This window comes from Streptomyces kronopolitis (genome assembly GCF_014646275.1).
GTDB classification, from domain to species: domain Bacteria; phylum Actinomycetota; class Actinomycetes; order Streptomycetales; family Streptomycetaceae; genus Streptomyces; species Streptomyces kronopolitis.
Genome location: NZ_BMND01000011.1, coordinates 74,728 through 93,329, shown reverse-complemented (window position 1 = coordinate 93,329; position 18,602 = coordinate 74,728). Strand labels below are relative to the sequence as shown.

The following is an 18,602-nucleotide window of genomic DNA, read 5'->3' as shown; positions in this document are numbered from 1 at the left end:
AGTGACGGCGTATGACGATCGAGCGAGCCTTGGGGGTCCGCCCGCGTACGGGGCTCCCCCCGCCCGGGCGGAGCCGCGGGTGGGGGAAGAGCCCGGCGCGCGCGGAGATCTGACCACCACCGCGGAGCGGGTCCGCCGGTCGGTGGAGAGCGTGATCGAGGGCAAGCCGGAGGTCGTACGGCTCGCGCTGACCGTGCTCCTGGCCGAGGGGCACCTCCTCATCGAGGACGTGCCCGGCGTCGGCAAGACCATGCTCGCCAAGGCGCTGGCCCGCTCCGTCGACTGCTCGGTGCGGCGCATCCAGTTCACCCCGGACCTGCTGCCCTCCGACATCACCGGCGTCAGCATCTTCGACCAGCAGCAGCGGGAGTTCGAGTTCAAGCCCGGTGCGATCTTCTCCCAGATCGTGATCGGCGACGAGATCAACCGCGCCTCGCCCAAGACGCAGTCCGCGCTCCTGGAGTCCATGGAGGAGCACCAGGTCACGATGGACGGGCAGACCTACGAGCTGCCCAGCCCGTTCATGGTGATCGCCACCCAGAACCCGGTCGAGATGGAGGGCACCTACCCCCTCCCCGAGGCCCAGCGGGACCGCTTCATGGCGCGGGTGTCGATCGGCTACCCCAGCCCGGCTGCCGAGCTCCGGATGCTGGACGTGCACGGCGGCGCCTCGCCCCTGGACGACCTCCAGCCGGTCGCGCACGCCCACGAGATCGTCAAGCTCACCGAAGCCGTGCGCGAGGTCCATGTCGCCGAGGCGGTCCGCCGGTACACCGTGGACCTGGTCGCGGCCACCCGCAGCCACCCCGAGCTGCGGCTCGGCGCCTCACCGCGCGCCACCCTGCATCTGCTGCGCGCCGCCAAGGCCTCCGCCGCGCTCCTGGGCCGGGAGTACGCCCTGCCGGACGACGTCCAGGCCCTCGCGGTGCCGGTGCTCACCCACCGGCTGCTGCCCACGGCCCAGGCCCAGTTGAACCGCCGCAGCGCCGAGCAGATCGTCCGGGAGATCGTGCAGCGCGTCCCGGTCCCCGACCCGTCCGCGCAGCCATGGCGCACACCCGGTCAGCGGCCGCCCGGGGTACGGGGGTTGTGATGACCGAGGGGGGCAGCGGGGGGACACCGGAGCGGGACGGACTGCGGGCGGCGCTCGGGGGGCTGACGACGCGCGGCAGATCGTTCCTGGCCGCCGGGATGGCCGCCGCGGTGTGCTCCTTCCTCCTCGGACAGCCGGACCTGCTGCGGGTCGGGCTGCTGCTCGCCGCGCTGCCGCTGGTGTGCGTCCTGGTCCTGCACCGCACCCGCTACCGCGTCGCGGGCAGCCGCACGCTCTCCCCGGCCCGGGTGCCCGTGGCCGCCGAGTCCCGGGTCCGGCTGCGGATGGAGAACGTCTCCCGGCTGCCGACGGGGGTGCTGATGCTCCAGGACCGCGTGCCGTACGTCCTCGGGCCGCGGCCCCGGTTCGTGCTGGACCGGGTCGAGGCCGGCGGCCGCCGTGAGGTCTCCTACCGTGTCCGCTCCGACCTGCGCGGCCGCTATCCGCTGGGACCGCTGCAGCTGCGCCTGTCCGACCCGTTCGGGATGTGCGAGCTGACCCGCGCGTTCAGCACCTGCGACACCCTCACGGTGGTACCGCGCGTCGAGCCGCTGCCGCCGGTGCGCCTGGCGGGCGAGGCGGCCGGCCACGGCGAGGGGCGGCAGCGTTCGCCCGCACTGGCCGGTGAGGACGACGTCATCCCGCGCGGCTACCGGCACGGCGACGATCTGCGCCGGGTCCACTGGCGCTCCACCGCGCGCCACGGCGAGTTGATGGTCCGCCGGGAGGAGCAGCCGCAGAAGACCCGCTGCACGATCCTGCTCGACACCCGCGCGGCGGCCCACCCGGGCGCGGGTCCCGACTCGGCCTTCGAATGGGCGGTGACGGCCGCCGCGTCGAGCGCGGCGCATCTGCTGGAGCGCGGCTTCTCGGTGCGGCTGCTGACCGACACCGGCACCTGTGTCCCGGGCCCCGACGGCACCGGCGGCTTCGGCGGCGGCACGGAACCGGCCGATGCCGCGGGCCTGATGCTGGACACCCTCGCCGTCGTGGAGCAGTCCGAGGAGGAGGGCCTGTCGGGGGCGTACGACGTGTTGCGCGGCGGCGAAGGGCTGCTGGTCGCCTTCTTCGGCGACCTCGACGAGCGGCAGGCGGCGGTGGCCGGGCGGATGCGGCAGCGCTGCGGAGCGGCCCTCGCGTTCGTCCTGGACGGCGACGCCTGGACCCGCGGCCCCGGTGGCATCGGGTTCTCGGCCGGCCAGGTCCCGATGGCCGAGCGGCTGCGGCTGCTGCGGGAGGCGGGCTGGAAGGCGCTGCCGGTGGCCCCCGGGGACACCCTCGCCGACCTCTGGCGTGCGGGATCCGGGCCGCGCCCGGCGGATGCGGAATCGGACGCGGTGCGGACGCCGGCAGGGGGCTGGTCATGAACAGGAGCCCGAGGCGTGGCGGGGTGCGGGAGCGGCGGACGGTGCCGCCCCGCGGCGGAGGGTGCGGCGGGCGGTGCGTGCCGTTCCCGGTCCGCCCGGGACGTAAGGGGGCAGGCGCATGAGCGGCCGGGCGCGGCTGGCGCTGTGCGCGGCGGTGGCCACCCTGTGTGCCGCCGGCGCGCTGCTCCCGCTGGTGGACCCGCTCACCTGGATGATCCAGGCGGCCGCCCTGCTGGCCGTCGTGACCGGGGTGGGTGCGGCCGCGCGCCGGGCCCCCCTCGCCGGGCCGCTGGTCATCGGCGCTCAGGCCCTGGTCGCCGTGCTGCTGCTGACGGTGTTCTTCGCGCCGGGCGAGGCGATCCTCGGCGTGCTGCCGGGCCCGGAGGCCGTCGCGGAATTCGGCCGGCTGCTGCACGACGGCCTGCGGGACGCCGGCCGCTACGCCATCCCCGCCCCCGTCACCCCCGGCATCCGGCTGCTGCTGATCGCCGGGGTGCTCCTGATAGGCCTGCTGGTGGACGCGCTGGCGGTCACCTACCGCAGCGCCGCGCCCGCCGGACTGCCGCTGCTGGCGCTCTACTCGGTGGCGGCGGGCCTGTCCCAGGGCGGCGCGGGCTGGCTGCGGTTCCTGATCGCGGCCGCGGGCTATCTGCTGCTCCTGCTGGCCGAGGGCCGCGACCGGCTCTCCCAGTGGGGCCGGGTGTTCGGCGGGCCGGGCAGCCCGGACCGCGTACGGGGCTTCGCCGGCGCCGGCGGCCCCTCACCCGCCCCCGTGCGGACGGGCCGCAGGATCGGCGCGCTGGTGCTCGGTATCGCGGTGGCGGTGCCCGCGCTGCTCCCCTCCCTGGGCGGCGGGCTGTTCGGCGCCGGCGCCAACGGCGTGGGGCCGGGCAGCGGCGGCGGCACGATCTCCGCGGTCAACCCGCTGGTGTCGCTGCAGGACAGCCTCAACCAGCCCGTGGACAAGGAAGTCCTCAACTACCGCACGACCGCCACCGACTCCCGCGACATGTATCTGCGGATCGTCGCCCTGGACCAGTTCGACGGCACGACGTGGAAGCCCTCCGAGCGGACGGTCACGGACGTCCCCGAGCGGCTGCCGCGGCCGCCCGGCCTCAGCTCCTCGGTCGCCCTCGACCACGTCAACACCTCCATCTCGACCGCCGGGTGGTACGCCCAGAACTGGCTGCCGCTCCCCTACCCGGCGTCCAAGGTGGACATCTCCGGGCGCTGGCGCTTCGAGCCCCAGGGCCGCACACTCGTCGGGGACCGCGGCCAGAACACCCACAGCCTGCAGTACCAGGTCGAAAGCCTCCAGGTGCGGCCCACGTCCCGGCAGCTGGCCGCCGCCCCGGCACCGCCCGCCAAGCTGCTGCGCGAGTACACCAAGGTCCCCGGCTCCCTGCCCCCGGTCGTGCGCAGCACCGCCCGCCGGGTCGCCCACGGCGCACCGAACGCCTACGCCAAGGCCGTCAAGCTCCAGGACTGGTTCGCGCTCGACGGCGGCTTCACCTACAACACCGAAGTCCGGGCCGGCAGCGGCTCCGAGGCCATCGCCCGGTTCCTGCGGCAGAAGGAGGGCTTCTGCGTCCACTTCTCCTTCTCGATGGCGGCGATGGCCCGGACGCTGGGCATCCCGGCCCGGGTCGCGGTGGGCTTCACCCCCGGCACCAAGCAGCCCGACGGCACGACCTCGGTCGGCCTCAAGGACGCCCACGCCTGGCCCGAGCTGTATTTCCAGGGCGTCGGCTGGACCCGCTTCGAGCCGACCCCGAGCCGCGGCAGCATCCCGGACTACGCCTACCCCGACGCCTCCGCCCCGGCCGACCCCGGCGACCCGGCCCCCGCACCCTCCCGGTCGGCCGCCCCCTCGGACGACGGTCCGACCGCGGCCCCCTCCTGCGGCCCGGACGCCCAGCGGGCCGGCAGCGGATCGGCCTGCGTCACCCTTCCCGCGGAGTCCGGCGCCGGCCCGTCGGGGGGCGGCACGTCGCCCTGGGTGATCGCCGGCATCGTGTCGGCCGCCCTGCTGGTCATGCTGCTGCCCGCCGTCCCGCTGCTGTGGCGGGTGCGGATCCGCGCGGGGCGCCTGGCCGCCACGGCCGGTGACGAGGACCTGGTGGCGGGGACCCTCGCCGCCTGGCGGGAGTTGCTGGACACCGCCTGGGACGTGGGCATCCTGCCGGACGAATCGCTGACCCCGCGCAAGGCGGCGGCGCGGATCATCAGCGTCGGGGCACTGCCACCGGAGCCCGCCGCGGCCGCCCAGCGCGTCGCGGCCGCGGTCGAACAGGTCCTGTACGCCCCGCATCCGCAGCCGGTGCCCGGGCTCGCCGCGGAGGTACAGCTGGTCCGGTCCGGGTTGCGGTCCGGCGCACCCCGTGCTGTCCGGCTGCGCGCCCGGCTGGCCCCGCGCTCGGCGGCCCGCCTGACCCACGCCTGGTCCGCCCGCTGTGCGGCCCTCTTGCTCCGGTGCCGCACCAGCCGCCCGGTGGCCCTGATACGGCGAACGGTGGCGACTCTCCGGCCGGGAGGCCGTCAGGGCAGGCAGGGCCGTCAGGGAAGTCAGGGGGCGTAGCGGCCGTTGGTGAGCGTGCGGGTCCCGACGGGGCGCCCCGGGCGCTGTGCTGGGTGAAGGGCTGCTGCGTAAAGGGCTGGGTCTGCGCAGGGCCGGTCGGGTGGGGAGTCGGCGGGGCGCGGTCCACGGTGCGGGCGGTGGGGGCCGGTCTCCTGGCCCAGGGGTCCGGCTCGTGGGCTCCGCGCCTTCGGAACGCTGGGCCGTCGAGCTGTCGAGCCGTCCAATGAACGAACCAGCGACCCGGCAAGCTGGCGCACCGGCACACCGGCGCAGTGCCCAAGCCTCGGCGCAGAGCGGGCCGTCGGCTCATCGGTCGGCAGTGGGCTCCCCACGGGAGAAGGAGCCGCTCCCCGTCCACGCCCCGGGCGGCGGTCTCCTGGGGCAGCGGGGCACAGGCAGCAGGCAGCAGGCAGCAGGCAGCAGGCAGCAGGCAGCAGGCAGCCAAGCGTGACGCGGGGTCTCGGCGCGAAGCCGTACCGCCCCGCCCCGCACCATCAGTCGACCCACGCCCGGCCCCGCCCCGCACCGTCAGTCGGCCCACGTCCCGCCCCGTCCGTCGGCCCACCCCCGACGGCACTGGGGCGGAGGACCGGAGGGCCAGGAAGGCGGAGCCCCGGAAACGCCTGAAAGCGGCCGGAAAGGCCGCTTCAAGTGCGTGAAAAGTGGCTCACGGGGGCCGGAGACGAAGCCGGGGACTCCGAAGAGTCCCCGGGAGGTCCGTCGCTGTGGTGATCTGGCGATCCGTCGGCTCAGTGGCCCTGCTGCTCGTCCCTGCGGCGCTGCCAGCGGTCCTCGATGCGGTTCATCATCGAGCGACGCTGCCGGGGCCGGTGCGCCGGTGCGCCGGTGCCGCCCGCGGAACCCGCGCGGGCTTGCTGCTGGCCCTGCCGGGGGGCCTTGCGCCAGCCGGTGACTGCCAGCACCGCGCAGCCGAGCATGACGAGGAAGCCCACGACACTGATCCAGATCTGCTGCGCGACCATGCCGGCCATGAGCAGGGCGATACCCACCAGGAAGCCCGCGACCGCTTGGTAGACCCGTCGCCGGGTGTACGTGCGCAGCCCGCTTCCCTCAAGCGCTGTCGCGAACTTGGGATCTTCGGCGTACAGCGCTCGCTCCATTTGCTCGAGCATGCGCTGCTCGTGCTCCGAGAGCGGCACGGAGTCCTCCTACTCGTCGGTCGCGGGGGGCGACCGGGTGCGACCCTTTCAGGATAGGCAGGGAATCGCCCCCGTGAAACCCGCCCCTCGACGCCAGTTCACTGTCCGGGCCGCCGAGACGACCGGGGGTGATGCTGCCTGCATTCCCCAACCGCCTGTCCGTCATGCCGGAACGTCGTACCCCGATCATACGGGGCGAAGGGGCTGATCGGGTGGTCTGTGGCCGACTGCACGCGGTAGTCGGCCGAGCCGCGTGGGTCAGTCGCGCTCGGCGAGGACGTGCAGCTGGGTGGCCACCGAGTGGAAGGCGGGCTGCTCCGCGGCGGCCGCTTCGAGCTTCAGCAGGGCCTCCATGGCGCCCGGCTCGGTGTCGACCAGCACCCCGGGGACCAGATCGGCGAAGACCCGCACGCCGTGGACCGCGCCGACCCGCAGACCGGTGGCGGACACCAGGTCGGTGAGCTGCTCGGCGGTGAAGCGGCGCGGGACCGGGTCGCCCTCGCCCCAGCGTCCGGTCGGGTCGGTCAGGGCGTGGCGGGCCTCGTGGAAGTGGCCCGCGAGGGCGCGGGCGAGGACGGCGCCGCCCAGGCCGGCCGCGAGCAGGCTGAGGGTGCCGGCCGGACGCAGCGCGTCGACGGCGTTGCGGACGCCCTCGGCCGGGTCGTCGACGTACTCCAGCACGCCGTGGCAGAGCACGGTGTCGTAGCCGCCGCGCTCGACGACGTCGAAGAGGCCGTGGGCGTCACCCTGGACCGCGCGTACCCGATCGGCAACGCCTGCCTCGGCGGCCCGGCGCTCCAGGGCGAAGAGGGCATTGGGGCTGGGGTCGACGACCGTGACGCGGTGGCCGAGGCGGGCGACCGGCACGGCGAAGTTGCCGGTGCCGCCGCCGGTGTCGAGGACGTCCAGGACATCGCGCCCGGCGGTCTTGACCCGGCGTTCCAGGGCGTCCTTGAGGACCTCCCAGACCACGGCGGTACGAAGGGATGCGCGGGGGCGCAGCGGGTCAGACACGGCGGGTGGCTCCTCGGCGGGGGCATGAACGTCTAGGCGCCCACCACCCTATTCCGTCCGGCCGCCTCCACCGCCTCCGCCGCCTCCACCGACCTGCCGCCTGCGGAGCCGTACGTCGCGGGACGGCGCAGGGGCGGGACGGCGTGGGGCAGGGCGGGACGGCGCGGGATCCGGGGGGGGGACGGGCGCGGGGCCAGCGGGGACAGCGCGGGGCGGGGCGAGTGCGGGGGGGGCGGCCCGGGGGCCTTCCTCCCCTCTCCCTCCCCCTCCCCCGGGGCCCTCCCCCTCCCCACCCCACCCCTGCCCCACCCCCCTTGGCGCCGGATGGCGTCGGCGCTCCCTACCCCGCGCGCTGGGGTGGCAGCGCGGGCTGGACGAGCAGCATCCGCTCCACCAGGCGCAGGAACAGTGCGACGTCTCGCAGAAGGTCATCGGCGTCGCGGCGGCCGGCCGCGCCGGCTATGCCTGCCTCGGCCTTCGCGCGGCGCTCCGCGCCGGCGGCGAAGAGCGCGCTGCATTCGGTGAGTTCGGGAGCGACCTCGGGGAGGACCTCCCAGGCACTGCGGATCCTCTGCCTGCGGCGCGCGGTGGTCTCAGGCCGCCCGCGGACGGCGAGGACGGCGGCGGCCGTGCGCAACGCGGCCAGATGGGCCGTGGCGAACCGTTCGTTGGGGGTTTCCAGGGTCTGTGCTTCTACCAGGCCCTGCTGGGCCTGAGCGAGCAGATCGAGGGCGGCGGGTGGTGCGGTCGCCCGCCGCAGGACGGGGTGGACATCGCTCGGGGGACCGTACGCAGCGGAGCTGCCCCTGTGGGGACTTGCTGCCATGACGAACCTCCTGTCGTCGCATGCCGGTTCAGGACCGGATGCCGATTCGGGACCACGTGAACCCATCGTGACGTACGCCACTGACAATCGGCCCTGACCTGCACTTTCAGCAGAAAGGGGAGGATTTCGGGGCGGCTGTCGAGACGGCACCCCCGAGCACCTCGCGGAACCGGCTGTGGGATGCCGACATTTTCGAACTGACCAGTTAGCTCAAGAGAGGTGCCGCTGCCGAAGAGGATCTCCGCGGACCGGTCCGTCACCCCGCTCGCCCACGTGCCCGGGCTCACCGCACTCGATCCGGCCCGCCGGTATGCGGGAACCTACGAGAACGGGCCCTGCCAAACGTCCGGTTCGGCAGCTCCCTGCGGCTGCGGCGGCGAGCACGACGACGCGCACGGGTATGCAGCGAACCCCGACGGACCACGAGCAGACGACGAGCGCACGGCACCGGCACGCAGGAGGAGCCGCCCCGAGCCGCTCCTCACCCGGGACCACACCCCCGCCGCAGCTCCCGTCGTGTCGCACATCGCTCCCCCGGGAGCGGCAGAATCGCCCCCATGGACAGCTCCCACTCACGCCGCGACGCCACCCGGCGCAAGCTCTTCGAGGCCGCGGTCACGCTCATCGCCGAACAGGGCTTCTCCTCCACCACGGTGGACGAGATCGCCGAACGGGCGGGCGTCGCGAAGGGCACGGTGTATTACAACTTCGCGAGCAAGAACGTTCTCTTCGAGGAGCTGCTGCGGCACGGCATCGAGCTGCTGGCGACCTCCTTGCAGACGGCCGCCGACGAGGTCACCGGCCGGGGCGGCAGCCGGATCGACGCACTGGACGCGATGATCCGGGCCGGCCTGGACTTCATCTCCCGCTACCCGGCCCTCACCCAGCTGTACGTGGCCGAGCTGTGGCGCACCAACCGGGCCTGGCAGTCGACGCTGATGGTGGTGCGCGAGCGGGCCATCACGGTGGTGGAGAACGTGCTGCGCGAGGCGGTGGCGCGGGAGGAGCTGAGCGCGGAGATCGATATTCCGCTGACCGCCTCGGCCCTGTTCGGGATGGTGCTGGTGGCCGCCCTGGACTGGCAGTCCTACCAGCCGGACCGGTCGATCGACGAGGTGCACGCGGCGCTGTCGCGGCTGCTCCAGGGGCGAGTGGGCGGCCGGAACGCCTGACGACAGACACCCCCTAGAGGCAGTCTGCAACGTCCCGCTTGCCCGGTGGGGCCCTTCGCCGAACGCCGCAGTCCGGGCCCCGTGGCCACGGTGGGGCTGCCGTGCAGAAGCGGAGGCGCGCCGCCCTGGTCAGGTACGGCGCGCCTCCGTTCTCCCCCCGTGGATCCGCGCAAAAAAGCGCGCTGCCCTGGCGCAGATCGTTCCCCCTTCGATCCGACCAGGACAGCGCTTCCCCCGTGCTCCCCCGTATCCCCCGTCACGTCCGGGAGCCGCGCCGTTCCGCCGCCCCGTGTCGGCGGTGCGGCACCGCTGCCCTTCCGTGGTCCCCACTCTTCCGTCCGGGCGGGCGGCGGCCCATCCGCGTACCTACTCATCTCGGAGTCTGAGTACGGATACTCAATCCTGAGCACCCGCCCCCAGCCGGGGCCCTACGCTCTTCGGCGTGTCCGTACTTCCGTTGGTGTTCACCAGTGGCTGGGCGAGCGGGATCAACGCCTATGCCGTCGTCCTCGTCCTCGGCCTGCTCGGCGCGACCGGCGTCGGCGAGGGGGTGCCCGCGGCGTTGCAGCGCCCCGATGTGCTGCTCGTGGCGGGCGTCCTGTTCCTGTGTGAGGCGGTGGCCGACAAGGTCCCGTACGTGGACTCGGTCTGGGACGCCGTGCACACGGTGATCCGGCCGGTCGCCGGTGGCGTGGTGGCGGCGCTGCTGGCCGGGCACGACGGGTCGCTGCCCCAGCTGGCGGCGGGCGCGGTCGGCGGCTCGACGGCGCTGGTGAGCCATCTGGTCAAGGCGGGCACCCGGATCGCGGTCAACACCTCGCCGGAGCCGGCCAGCAACATCGTGCTGAGCCTGGCCGAGGATCTTGGCGTCGCCGGGCTGGTCGCCTTCGCGCTGTTCCATCCGGTGGCGGCCGCGGGCATCGCGGGGGCGCTGCTGGCCGCGGGGATCGCGGTGGTGGTGTTCCTGTGGTCGCGGATCCGCCGGTACCTCCGGCGCCGGCGGCAGCGGCGCGAGGAGAAGCGGTTCGCGACGGCGGGTGGCGCGGTGCCGCCGGCGGTCTGAGGCTTCGTACCGGCCGGGGGCGGGGGCCGCTGCCCGGTCCGCCGGCGGCCGTGCGGGCGTTGTCAGTGGCTGCGGATAAAGTCGCAGGCATGGCACGGATTGCGGTGATCGGCGCCGGGATGAGCGCGATGGCGGCCGCTGCCCGGCTGGCCGTCGCGGGCCACCGGGTGGCGGTGTTCGAGCGCGGCGCGACGCACGGCGGTGCGGTGCGGCGGCTGGAGCGGGACGGCTTCACGTTCGACACGGGGCCCGGTCTGCTGCATCTGCCGGCCGTCTATCGGGACCTGTTCCTCAAGACCGGCAAGGAGTCGCTGGAGAGCCGCGTCGAGCTGTCCCAGGTCGACCCCGCCGGCCGCCATGTCTTCGCCGACGGCACGGCCGTGTCGCTGCCGAACGCCTCGCGGGCCGGCGTGCTGGCGGCCCTGGACGAGGCGCTGGGCGCGGGCGCCGGGGAGCGCTGGAGCGCCCTGGTGGGCCGCGCCCGCGAGGCCTGGGACGCCACCCGCCGTCCGCTCCTGGAGGAGCCGCTGTGGCCGGACTGGCGGGTGCTGGGGCGCGATCCGTATCCGGCGGTGCGCCGGCGCGGGCTGTTCGGCCGGGGCAAGGGCCCCACGACGGCGACCCTCGCCGAGGTGGCCCGCCGCGAGCTGGCCGATCCGCGGCTGGTCGCGCTGCTGGAGAGCCATGCGCTGGCCTACGGCTTCGACCCGCGCGGCGCCCCGGCGAGCGCCGCCGTGCTGCCGTACATGGAGCAGACCTTCGGCAGCTGGTATCCGCGCGGCGGCCTGCGCGCGCTGGCCGACGCGGTGTACGCACGCTGTCTGGCGCGCAAGGTGGAGTTCGGCTTCGGCGCCGAGGTGACCGGCATCGTGGAGAAGGACGGCCGGGTGGCGGGCGTCGAGCTGGCCGACGGCCGGTTCGCCGAGGCGGAGTTCGTGGTCGCGGGCATCGACCCGGGGCGGCTCGCGGGGCTCTGCGGGGGCCGCGAGCCCTGGGCCGCCGACGAGGTGCGCCCCGTGCCGCGGGAGCGGGCCGCCGGGCGGCTGACGGTCTGTCTGGCGGTGCGCGGGGCGCGCCCCGAGGGCGCCGCGCACCGCACGGTGGTCCATGCCGCGGACCGGGCGGCGGAGTTGGCGGGTGTGTTCGGCGACGGCCCCGGGCCGCGGACCCCCTGTGACCGGCCGACGGTGACGGTGCTGCGCCCGGACGACCCCACCACGCGGCCGGACGACGCCCATGAGGCGGTGACGCTGACCGCGACGGTCGCTCCGCACGGGCTGGACGGGGCGGCCGTGGCCGCCGTGGCGGAGCGGATGACCGAGATCGCCGAGGCGGCGGTGCCGGGGCTGCGGGAGCGGGCGCTGTGGCGGGAGGTGCTGCCGCCCACGGACGACACGCTGGTGGCCGGCCCGGCGCTGGCCGGGAGGGAAGGCCGCTTCCTGCGGCCCGGCAACCGCACCCGGATACCGGGGCTCTACGCGGTCGGCGGCTGGTCGCACCCGGGCGGCGGGCTCGCGCATGCGGGGATGTCCGGCGCGATCGTCGCGGGCCTGATCGTGAACGGCGACGACTGGCACGGCTCCACCTGACGGCCGTGCGAGGGGCGGTCCGGACGGGATCAGGGCCTGGCGCCGCCACCGGTCAGCGGGGCCGGGCGCGGCCGGGAGGCGCCGTCGGCGCCTCCGCGCGCGGCTGACGCCCCGGCGGCTCAGTAGCGGTACTGCTGCCCGTCGTAGCCCTGCTGGTAGGGCGGGTACGGCTGCTCGGGCGGGAGGTCGCTGTCGCGCTGCTGGGGGACCCAGACGCCGCCGGGCGGGGTCTCGCCGTAGCCCTGGCCCGGGTACGGGTTCAGCGGCCGGCCCTCGGCGTCGTACTGCTGGGCGGCCTGCTGCGCGGCGTAGGGCGACTGGGCGTAGGGGTCCGGCTGCCCGTAGGGGTCGTAGGCCGGGGCGTACTGCTGGGTGCCGATGTACGGGTCGGAGTAGGGCGCCTGCTGGCCCAGGGGGTCGCCGTAGGCCGCGTAGGGGTCGGCCCAGGCGTCCTGCCCGGCACCGTTCTGGCCGGCGACGTTCTGGCCGGCACCGTTCTGGCCGAAGGCGTTCTGCCCGTAACCGGCGTCGTACGCATAGCCGTTGGCGTCGCCCGGGGCGTTCCCGGCCGCGGCACCGTAGGCGTCGTAGCCGTCGTAGGCGGGGTAATCGGGCTGCTGGGCGCGGGCGTCGGGGCTGTAGACGCCGTACTGGCCGGTCTCGTCGGGCATCGGCTGCGGGGCGTAGACGGCGGTGGCGTCGGCCTGCGCGTAGACGTCCTGGACGGCGAACGGCTGGGTTTCATAGGCGCTTTGGTCCGGCTGCCCGCCCTGGTACTGCTCCTGCCCGCGGAAGACGTCGGCGTCGTCGTAGGCGTAGGCGCCCTGCCCGGCGGAGGCGCCCCCGGCGGCGTAGATGTCCCGGCTCTGGAAACCGCCGGTGCTCTCGAAGGTGTCCTCCAGCCGGTTGACGGCCGCGGCGTCGAAGCCGCGTCCGTCGGTGTCGGTGGGCTGAACCGCCTCCACGCCGGAGACCTCCAGGGCCGGTTCGGCGGGTGCCGGGCCGGTCGTGCGGGCCCGGCGACGGCGGCCGCCCTCCGCCTGCTTGCCCTGCTTTCCGGGCATGCCGGGCTTGCCGTCCTTGCCGCGCAGGGCCCAGCCGGTGGTGAAGCCGCGGCGGAAGGAGAGCGTCACATTGGTCTGCCCGATGGCGAACGCGACCAGGCCCGCCCCGATCACCAGCACCGACGGGATGACGACGCCGACGACCACGGCGAGGAAGCCGGCGAAGGCGAGCAACCGCCAGCGCAGCCGCGCCTTGTTCTGGAGCAGGACCTCACCCAGCAGCCACAGGGCGACCAGGCCGAACGCGATGTAGAGGACCGTCCAGCCCATATACGCCCCTCTTCCGCCGCTCGCCGGCCACCGTGATCAGGACTGCTGGTGCAGTCCCAGATTCTCGTAGATTTCCAGGGTCGCCGTGGAGTGGTTCAGGGTAATGAAGTGCAACCCGGGAACATCCTCGGCCATCAGACGCGCGCACAGTTCCGTCGCGTACTCGATCCCAATGGAGCGTACCGCCGCCGGGTCGTCCTTGACGGCGAGGATGCGCTCGGCCAGCTCGGGCGGGAAGGCCGCGTTGCTGAGCTGAGCGAACCGCTCGATCTGCCGCACGTTCGTCACCGGCATGATCTCCGGAATGATCGGCGTGGAGCAACCCGCGGCCGTCACCCGGTCCCGCAGCCGGAAGTAGTCCTCGGGATAGAAGAACATCTGGGTGATGGCGAAGTCCGCCCCGGCGCGGCACTTGTCGACGAAGTGCGCCACGTCGGAGTCCCAGTCCGCCGAGCGCGGATGCATCTCGGGGAACGCGGCGACGCCCACGCAGAAGTCGCCGGACTCCTTGATGAGGCGGACCAGGTCGGCGGCGTAGGTGACGCCGTCGGGGTGCTTGACCCACTCGCCCATCGGGTCGCCGGGCGGGTCGCCGCGCAGCGCGAGCATGTTGCGGATCCCGGCGTCGGCGTACTGGCCGATGATGTTGCGCAGGTCCGCGGTGGAGTGGTTGACCGCGGTCAGGTGGGCGACCGGGGTCAGGGTGGTGTCGGTGGCGATGCGCTCGGTGGCGCGCACCGTGCCGTCACGGGAGGTGCCTCCCGCGCCGTACGTCACCGAGACGAAAGTCGGCGAGACGGCTTCGATGCGGCGAATGGCGTTCCACAGGGTCCGCTCGCCCTTCTCCGTCTTGGGGGCGGCGAACTCGAACGAATATGACTGCTTACCGGAGGCAAGCAGGTCGCGCACCGTCCGTGCGCGATCAGTCCTGGTGGAAGCTGTACCTAGGGCCATACCGGCAGGTTAACCACCGGCCGGGCCCACACCAACCGTGATCGGCGTTATGCCTGGTTCGTACGGTTCGTGTCCACTGGTTGGACATTTTCCGGTCGCGGGGATGTCGGAAAGACTTCCGCCGGCGGCCCACGCGGATGGCCTGGGCGAACAGGCCCGCCGGCGCCTGTCGTGTGGGTCGAGCGGCTCTACGCGTCCCAGGCCCGGACGCGCTTGGCGAGGTCCGCGGCCGCCGCTCCCGGGTCGTCCGCCTCCGTGAGCGCGCGGACCACCACGATCCGGCGGGCGCCCGCCGTCAGCACCTCGTCCAGGTTTCCGGCGTCGATCCCGCCGATCGCGAACCAGGGGCGCTCGGGGGCGCGGGACGCGGCGTAGCGGACCAGATCGAGGCCGGGGGCGTGCCGCCCCGGCTTGGTGGGGGTGGGCCAGCAGGGGCCCGTGCAGAAGTAGTCGACGCCGGGCTCGTCGAGCGCCGCGTCCACCTCGGCCTCGGCGTGGGTGGAGCGGCCGAGGAGGACCTCGGGGCCCAGCAGGGCGCGGGCGGCCGGGACGGGCAGATCGCCCTGGCCGAGATGGAGCACCGCGCTGCCGGCGGCATGGGCGACGTCCGCACGGTCGTTGACCGCGAGCAGTGTGCCGTGCCGGCGGCAGGCGTCCGCGAAGACCTCCAGATGCCGGAGTTCCTCGCCGGCCTCCATGCCCTTGTCGCGCAGCTGGACGATGTCCACGCCGGAGGAGAGCACCGCGTCCAGGAACTGCGGGAGGTCGCCCTGCCGGGTGCGGGCATCCGTGCACAGGTAGAGCCGGGCGTCGGCCAGGGCCTGTCGTGCGGTGGTCATCGGGCGGCGTCCCCCCGGGTCGGGGGTGTACGGGCCGGTCCTTCCGGTCCGTACACCCCGCGGATGTGGTTTACGGATGCTGGTGCGGCCGCGGGACGCTCGCGCGCCGCGGCGGGTGCGTCAGACGGCGAGCGCCTGGGCCCGGCGCTTCACCTCCGTGCCGCGATTCTCGCGCAGCGCCTGGGCGGGCGTGCCGGGCAGGGTCTCATCCGGGGTGAACAGCCACTCCAGCATCTCCTCGTCGGTGAAGCCGTCGTCCTTGAGCAGGGTGAGGGTGCCGACGAGGCCCTTGACCACCTTGTCGTCCTTGATGAAATCGGCGGGCACGTGCAGTGCCCTGTTCTCGCCGCGGCGCACCGCGATCAGCTGGCCCTCCTTGACCAGCTGCCGGACGCGCGTCACCTCGACGCCGAGCTGTTCGGCGATGTCGGGGAGGGTGAGCCAGGCGGGTACGAGTCCATCGATGTTTGCGTCAATCTCGGTCACAGGACAAGCGTGCCACCTCGCACTGACAGCCGGAAGCCGGGCATCGCCGTGAGAGGCCCGCTGCACACCGGAGGGTGACGGCCGGCTGCCGTCCGCGACCGGCCGCCGAACGGCTGCGACCGGCCGTGAACGGCCGTGAATCCCGGGGGCCCCCGCTACAGCGCCGCGGACTTCAGCGGCACGGACGCGTTCGCGGCCCGCTCCCGGTCCAGGGCGGTGCCCCGCTCGATGAGCTTGCGCCCCTGGGCCAGATCGCGCGGGCGCCCCACGGCCAGCAGCGCCACCAGGCGGCCCTCGCGCAGCCAGATCACCGACCAGGCGGCCCCGGCCGGATCGCCGCGCCAGACCAGTTCGTCGGCGTCGACGTGGTGGCCCGCGTACTGCACGAAGCGGCCGAACTGCTCCGACCAGAAGTACGGCACGGGGTCGTAGACCAGGCCCTCCGAGCCGCCGCGGACGATGTTCTCGGCGACCGTGCGGGGGCCCTGGAGGGCGTTGTCCCAGTGGTGGATCAGCAGCCGGCTGCCGTAGCGGGCCGACGGGAAGGAGGCGCAGTCGCCGACCGCGTAGACATCGGGCACGGAGGTGCGCAGCCGGCCGTCGGCCAGCACGGAGCCGTCCTTGGGCGAGACCTCGACGCCCGAGCCGGCCAGCCAGTCGGTCGCGGGGCGGGCGCCGATCCCGACGACGACGGCGTCGGCGGGCAGGGTCGTGCCGTCCTGGAGGGTGACCGCGCCCGGCGCGACCGACGCGACCCGGGCGCCGGTGCGCAGCTCGGCGCCGGCATCCGCGTACCAGCCGGCCATGTGGGCGGCGACCTCGGGCGGCAGCGCGCCGGCCAGCGGGCGGTCGGCGGCCTCGACGACGGTGACCGCGCAGCCGGCCTCCCGGGCGGCGGTCGCGAACTCGGCGCCGATCCAGCCGGCCCCGACGACCACGATCTCGTGCTGGGCGGCGAGCACCGGGCGCAGCCGCTCGGCGTCGTCGAGGGTGCGCAGCAGATGGACGCCGGGCAGCCCCTCGCTGCCGGGCAGCATGACGGGGGCGGCGCCGGTCGCCAGGACCGCGTAGTCGTAGGGGACCGGGCCGTCGGCCGTCTCGACCCGGCGGGCCTGCGGCGACAGCGCGGTGACCGGGCGGTCGAGGTGCAGGTCGATGCCGAGCGCGGCGAAGTCGACGTCGAAGGCGGAGCCGTCGGCCTTGCCCAGCAGCACCGCCTTGGACAGCGGCGGGCGGTCGTAGGGCTGGTGGGGCTCGTCGCCGAGGAGCGTGACGGCGCCGCGCCAGCCCTGTTCGCGCAGGGCGACCGCGGTCTGCACCCCCGCGATTCCCGCGCCGACGATCACGACGCGCGGCGTGCGGTCAGGGGCCTGGGAGGACGTGCTCTGCTCGCTCACCCGATCACTCTAGGACGGGGGGTGCGGCCGTCCGCAGCAGCGCGCAAGGAGATCTCTGACACAGCGTCACAGCTGCCGGACGGGGTAGGCGGGCCGATCGGCGTACCGGGGGCGGCGCCTTACGGCGCGTCGCGGCCCCGTATTAGGGTGACGGTTACACGCACTCGCGGGAGCCCGGACGCACCGGGCTGAGAGGGAGGCTGGCCGGCCTCCGACCGTCCGTACCTGATCCGGGTCATGCCGGCGAAGGGAGGGGCTGGAAGCCCATGCCGTCCACAGCCGCACCATCTGCCACACCCGCCACCGCGCCGTCGCGGCCGTCCGCCGCGCACCCCGATGTCCTCGTGCTCGGCGGCGGCATCATCGGCCTGGTCACTGCCTGGCGGGCGGCCGGCCGCGGGATGGCCGTCGCGGTGGCCGATCCCGCGCCCGGGGGCGGCGCGGCCCGGGTCGCGGCCGGCATGCTGGCCGCGGTCACCGAGCTCCACTACGGCGAGCAGACCCTGCTGGGGCTCAACCTGGACTCGGCACGACGCTACCCCGGGTTCGTCCAGGAACTGGAGGAGGCCGCCGGGACGCGGATCGGCTACCGGCGGTGCGGCACCCTGGCCGTCGCGCTGGACGCCGACGACCGTGCGCACCTGCGCGAGCTGCACGCCCTGCAGACCCGCTCGGGGCTGGACTCGCAGTGGCTGACCGGGCGCGAGTGCCGCCGGCTGGAGCCGATGCTGGCTCCCGGGGTGCGCGGCGGGCTGCGGGTGGACGGCGACCACCAGGTCGATCCGCGCCGGCTGGCGAGCGCGCTGCTGGTCGCCTGCGAGCGGGCCGGTGTGGTCTTCCACCGCGACCGCGCGGCCCGGCTGACGGTCGAGGGCGGCCGGGCCACCGGCGCCGAACTCGCCGACGGGACACGGCTGGCGGCCGGTCAGGTCGTGCTGGCCGCGGGCAGCGAGAGCGGCCGGCTGGACGGCGTGCCCGCCGGGGTGCTGCCGCCGGTGCGGCCGGTGAAGGGCCAGGTGCTGCGGCTGCGGATGCCGGACATGCCGGCCGGCAGTCCGCCGTTCCTGTCGCGCACCGTGCGGGCCGTCGTGCGCGGCGGGCCGCTCTACCTGGTGCCGCGGGCGAGCGGCGAGCTGGTGGTGGGCGCCACCAGCGAGGAGCTGGGCTGGGACACCACGGTGACCGCGGGCGGCGTCTACGAGCTGCTGCGCGACGCCCATGAGCTGGTTCCGGGCATCACCGAGCTGCCGCTCGTCGAGACCTGCGCCGGGCTGCGTCCCGGCTCCCCCGACAACGCCCCGCTGCTCGGGCCGACCGAGCTGCCCGGACTGCAGCTGGCCTGCGGTCACTTCCGCAACGGGGTGCTGCTGACGCCGGTCACCGGTGACGCGATGGCCGAGTCGCTGGCCACCGGGAGCCTGCCGGATGTCGCCCGCCCCTTCTCCCCCGCGCGCTTCACCCCGGGTCTTCCCGGGCCCGCGCGCACCCGTGCCCTCCAGGAGCAGTCCGTATGAGCGCCCCCACCGTGTCCGTGTCCGTCAACGGCGAGGTCCGTGAGATCGCCGGCGGGCTGACCCTCGACCGGCTGGTCGCGACGCTGACCGCGGCGTCCGCCGGGGTGGCCGCGGCGGTCAACGACCTCGTGGTGCCGCGCACCCAGTGGCCCACCACACCGCTCGGCGACGGCGACCGCGTCGAGGTGCTCACCGCAGTCCAGGGAGGCTGATCCG

Annotated in this window: 16 protein-coding genes and 1 riboswitch; of the genes, 8 read left to right on the top strand and 8 right to left on the bottom strand. The window is 74.6% G+C overall.

Annotated elements, in window-relative coordinates; translation table 11 throughout:
• The first annotated feature begins 1 nt into the window (after nucleotide 1).
• From IEY78_RS14755 to IEY78_RS14745, 3 genes are all read left to right on the top strand, one after another.
• Entirely contained in the window at nucleotides 2-1,093 is a 1,092-nt protein-coding gene (locus IEY78_RS14755; RefSeq protein WP_372509020.1) for an AAA family ATPase, read from the top strand.
• Nucleotides 1,093-2,460 carry a DUF58 domain-containing protein gene (locus IEY78_RS14750; RefSeq protein WP_189098333.1) on the top strand — a complete coding sequence of 456 codons (1,368 nt, stop codon included), beginning with the start codon at nucleotides 1,093-1,095 and terminating at the stop codon, nucleotides 2,458-2,460. Before IEY78_RS14755 ends, IEY78_RS14750 begins: the two co-directional genes overlap by 1 nt.
• A 118-nt stretch (nucleotides 2,461-2,578) precedes the next feature.
• Entirely contained in the window at nucleotides 2,579-5,038 is a 2,460-nt protein-coding gene (locus IEY78_RS14745) for a transglutaminase TgpA family protein (protein WP_189098331.1), read from the top strand.
• A 749-nt stretch (nucleotides 5,039-5,787) separates the two neighbouring features.
• Here IEY78_RS14745 and IEY78_RS14740 read toward each other — a convergent pair.
• The 3 genes from IEY78_RS14740 to IEY78_RS14730 all read right to left on the bottom strand — a co-directional run bounded on the left by IEY78_RS14740 (nucleotide 5,788) and on the right by IEY78_RS14730 (nucleotide 8,038).
• The gene (locus tag IEY78_RS14740; RefSeq protein WP_189098329.1) at nucleotides 5,788-6,198 is read right to left on the bottom strand and encodes an SCO2097 family morphological protein; all 411 of its coding nucleotides are present in this window, start codon (nucleotides 6,196-6,198) and stop codon (nucleotides 5,788-5,790) included.
• Between the two features lie 258 nt (nucleotides 6,199-6,456).
• Nucleotides 6,457-7,212, bottom strand: coding sequence for a methyltransferase (locus tag IEY78_RS14735; protein ID WP_189098327.1), 756 nt, complete (start codon nucleotides 7,210-7,212; stop codon nucleotides 6,457-6,459).
• 340 nt (nucleotides 7,213-7,552) lie between these two features.
• Complete coding sequence (locus IEY78_RS14730; protein ID WP_189098325.1) at nucleotides 7,553-8,038, bottom strand: SAV_6107 family HEPN domain-containing protein; 486 nt, start codon at nucleotides 8,036-8,038, stop codon at nucleotides 7,553-7,555.
• Nucleotides 8,039-8,595: 557 nt separating this feature from the next.
• Here IEY78_RS14730 and IEY78_RS14725 point away from each other — a divergent pair.
• From IEY78_RS14725 to IEY78_RS14715, 3 genes are all read left to right on the top strand, one after another.
• The gene (locus IEY78_RS14725; RefSeq protein WP_189098323.1) at nucleotides 8,596-9,210 is read left to right on the top strand and encodes a TetR/AcrR family transcriptional regulator; all 615 of its coding nucleotides are present in this window, start codon (nucleotides 8,596-8,598) and stop codon (nucleotides 9,208-9,210) included.
• 442 nt (nucleotides 9,211-9,652) lie between these two features.
• Nucleotides 9,653-10,273, top strand: coding sequence for a DUF4126 domain-containing protein (locus tag IEY78_RS14720; RefSeq protein ID WP_189098321.1), 621 nt, complete (start codon nucleotides 9,653-9,655; stop codon nucleotides 10,271-10,273).
• An 89-nt stretch (nucleotides 10,274-10,362) separates the two neighbouring features.
• On the top strand, nucleotides 10,363-11,862 hold the full coding sequence (locus tag IEY78_RS14715; protein ID WP_189098319.1) for a phytoene desaturase family protein: 1,500 nt from the start codon (nucleotides 10,363-10,365) through the stop codon (nucleotides 11,860-11,862).
• Between the two features lie 119 nt (nucleotides 11,863-11,981).
• On the opposite strand, the gene IEY78_RS14710 is transcribed toward IEY78_RS14715, so the two are convergent.
• From IEY78_RS14710 to IEY78_RS14690, 5 genes are all read right to left on the bottom strand, one after another.
• Nucleotides 11,982-13,196, bottom strand: coding sequence for a hypothetical protein (locus IEY78_RS14710; protein WP_189098317.1), 1,215 nt, complete (start codon nucleotides 13,194-13,196; stop codon nucleotides 11,982-11,984).
• Between the two features lie 36 nt (nucleotides 13,197-13,232).
• Nucleotides 13,233-14,150, bottom strand: a complete 918-nt coding sequence (gene metF / locus IEY78_RS14705) for a methylenetetrahydrofolate reductase [NAD(P)H] (RefSeq protein WP_189098315.1) — start codon at nucleotides 14,148-14,150, stop codon at nucleotides 13,233-13,235.
• A gap of 188 nt (nucleotides 14,151-14,338) precedes the next feature.
• A complete protein-coding gene (thiE, locus tag IEY78_RS14700) occupies nucleotides 14,339-14,989 on the bottom strand; it encodes a thiamine phosphate synthase (protein ID WP_189098313.1) in 651 nt (216 codons plus the stop codon).
• Nucleotides 14,990-15,109: 120 nt separating this feature from the next.
• The gene (locus tag IEY78_RS14695; protein WP_042162000.1) at nucleotides 15,110-15,475 is read right to left on the bottom strand and encodes an Rv2175c family DNA-binding protein; all 366 of its coding nucleotides are present in this window, start codon (nucleotides 15,473-15,475) and stop codon (nucleotides 15,110-15,112) included.
• Nucleotides 15,476-15,630: 155 nt separating this feature from the next.
• On the bottom strand, nucleotides 15,631-16,872 hold the full coding sequence (locus IEY78_RS14690; RefSeq protein ID WP_189098311.1) for an NAD(P)/FAD-dependent oxidoreductase: 1,242 nt from the start codon (nucleotides 16,870-16,872) through the stop codon (nucleotides 15,631-15,633).
• A gap of 156 nt (nucleotides 16,873-17,028) precedes the next feature.
• Nucleotides 17,029-17,141, top strand: a riboswitch (TPP riboswitch).
• Between IEY78_RS14690 and thiO the strand changes: the two genes are divergently transcribed.
• Both thiO and thiS read left to right on the top strand, forming a co-directional pair.
• A complete protein-coding gene (thiO, locus tag IEY78_RS14685) occupies nucleotides 17,139-18,386 on the top strand; it encodes a glycine oxidase ThiO (protein ID WP_229699955.1) in 1,248 nt (415 codons plus the stop codon). Its footprint overlaps the riboswitch before it by 3 nt.
• Nucleotides 18,383-18,598, top strand: a complete 216-nt coding sequence (thiS, locus tag IEY78_RS14680; protein ID WP_189098309.1) for a sulfur carrier protein ThiS — start codon at nucleotides 18,383-18,385, stop codon at nucleotides 18,596-18,598. The genes thiO and thiS overlap by 4 nt, the downstream gene beginning before the upstream one ends.
• The last annotated feature ends 4 nt before the right edge of the window (nucleotides 18,599-18,602 follow it).

What these genes read in the sequence shown, in the direction of transcription:
- IEY78_RS14750 (WP_189098333.1), top strand. Translation starts at nt 1,093, where the DNA reads ATGACCGAGGGGGGCAGCGGGGGGACACCGGAGCGGGACGGACTGCGG.
- IEY78_RS14745 (WP_189098331.1), top strand. Translation starts at nt 2,579, where the DNA reads ATGAGCGGCCGGGCGCGGCTGGCGCTGTGCGCGGCGGTGGCCACCCTG.
- IEY78_RS14730 (WP_189098325.1), bottom strand. Translation starts at nt 8,038, where the DNA reads ATGGCAGCAAGTCCCCACAGGGGCAGCTCCGCTGCGTACGGTCCCCCG.
- IEY78_RS14725 (WP_189098323.1), top strand. Translation starts at nt 8,596, where the DNA reads ATGGACAGCTCCCACTCACGCCGCGACGCCACCCGGCGCAAGCTCTTC.
- IEY78_RS14715 (WP_189098319.1), top strand. Translation starts at nt 10,363, where the DNA reads ATGGCACGGATTGCGGTGATCGGCGCCGGGATGAGCGCGATGGCGGCC.
- IEY78_RS14710 (WP_189098317.1), bottom strand. Translation starts at nt 13,196, where the DNA reads ATGGGCTGGACGGTCCTCTACATCGCGTTCGGCCTGGTCGCCCTGTGG.
- metF (WP_189098315.1), bottom strand. Translation starts at nt 14,150, where the DNA reads ATGGCCCTAGGTACAGCTTCCACCAGGACTGATCGCGCACGGACGGTG.
- thiE (WP_189098313.1), bottom strand. Translation starts at nt 14,989, where the DNA reads ATGACCACCGCACGACAGGCCCTGGCCGACGCCCGGCTCTACCTGTGC.
- thiO (WP_229699955.1), top strand. Translation starts at nt 17,139, where the DNA reads ATGCCGTCCACAGCCGCACCATCTGCCACACCCGCCACCGCGCCGTCG.
- thiS (WP_189098309.1), top strand. Translation starts at nt 18,383, where the DNA reads ATGAGCGCCCCCACCGTGTCCGTGTCCGTCAACGGCGAGGTCCGTGAG.